Annotated in this window: 2 pseudogenes; both read right to left on the reverse strand. The window is 69.2% G+C overall.

Features of this window, described 5'->3' with window-relative positions:
• Positions 1 to 770: pseudogene (locus X803_RS22030) on the reverse strand (hypothetical protein); the annotation flags it as partial.
• 183 nt (positions 771 to 953) lie between these two features.
• A pseudogene (locus X803_RS22595) lies at positions 954 to 1,079 on the reverse strand (nicotinic acid mononucleotide adenylyltransferase); the annotation flags it as partial.

Raw genomic sequence — 1,079 nt, forward strand, 5'->3', positions numbered from 1 at the left:
GGCCTGTCCGCCCGCGGCCGCGGTGGAGCCGCCGCAGGCGGCAGCGTGCCCGGGGCGCCCCGCCGGGAGCCGGACGGCGCGGGCGCAACAACCGGAATGTGGGAAGTCGACGGCGCCGGAACGTCCGGGCTCTCGGTCGGCACCCGAACGAACTCCACGGGCGAGACGATGGAAAGGTTGTGGGCAGTCGTGGGGTCGTTCAGCAGCGGCTTCCGCTGCCGGTTTTCCTGCGTAAGCTGCTGGATTTTCTGCGCACGCGTGTTCAGCACGGCAGCCCGTTCGGCCAGCGCCTTCTGCTGCGCCAGGATCTCGAGGTCAACCGAGAAGGGGTCATCCTTGGCGGCGGCTTCCATCACCGCGACCTGGTTCCGGGCCTGGTTGATGATCGCCTCGCGGGCGGCAAGCGCCTGCTCTACTGTCAGCTCACCGCGCCCGGCAGTCGGGGGCTGCTCCGGCTCCTCCGGCGTCCGCGACGCAGCGGTTGTGCCCTGCACTGACCCCTCTGCCTGCAGCGCCTTCTCGCGGGCAGCCTGCTGCTGCAGGCGGAGCTGCCGGCGGGTGGGAATGCCTGCGGGCTGTTCTGCCTGCTGTTCGGCCAGCGCCCGGTAATTGCGCCGCATCTCCCGGTCCCGCGCGCGCGCCTGGGACACCCGTTCGGTGGTGGGCGCCGAGGACGGCGCGTCCACCGGCACATCCGCTGCCCGCCTGCTGCGCCGCTGCGCGGCGGGAGCAGGTTCGATACTGACTGCGGACGGCTTTCCGGGTTGCACGCCTGAACGGTTCCCCGACGGACGGTGCTCGGCTGGAGGATGCTCTGACGGTTGCACTGCCTCGGAATCCTCCTGGGACGACGGCGCCTGGTCCCCGGCAGAAGCCGCGCGCGCCTGCCGGAGAGACCTCCGGCTTTGTGCGGACTCGTGACCGTTACTCATTGCTTCTTCACCCAGTGATAGTCATGTTGTTGTGGACACTTCAGGTTCAACCTGTGAGTCTTTCGCCGGCCCGTTCTTCAGGTACAGCCCGTGCTTCGCGATGTACTGCACCACGCCGTCCGGAACCAGATACCAGACCGGCTCCCC

Source organism: Arthrobacter sp. 35/47, from assembly GCF_000520475.1.
Lineage (GTDB): Bacteria > Actinomycetota > Actinomycetes > Actinomycetales > Micrococcaceae > Arthrobacter_D > Arthrobacter_D subterraneus.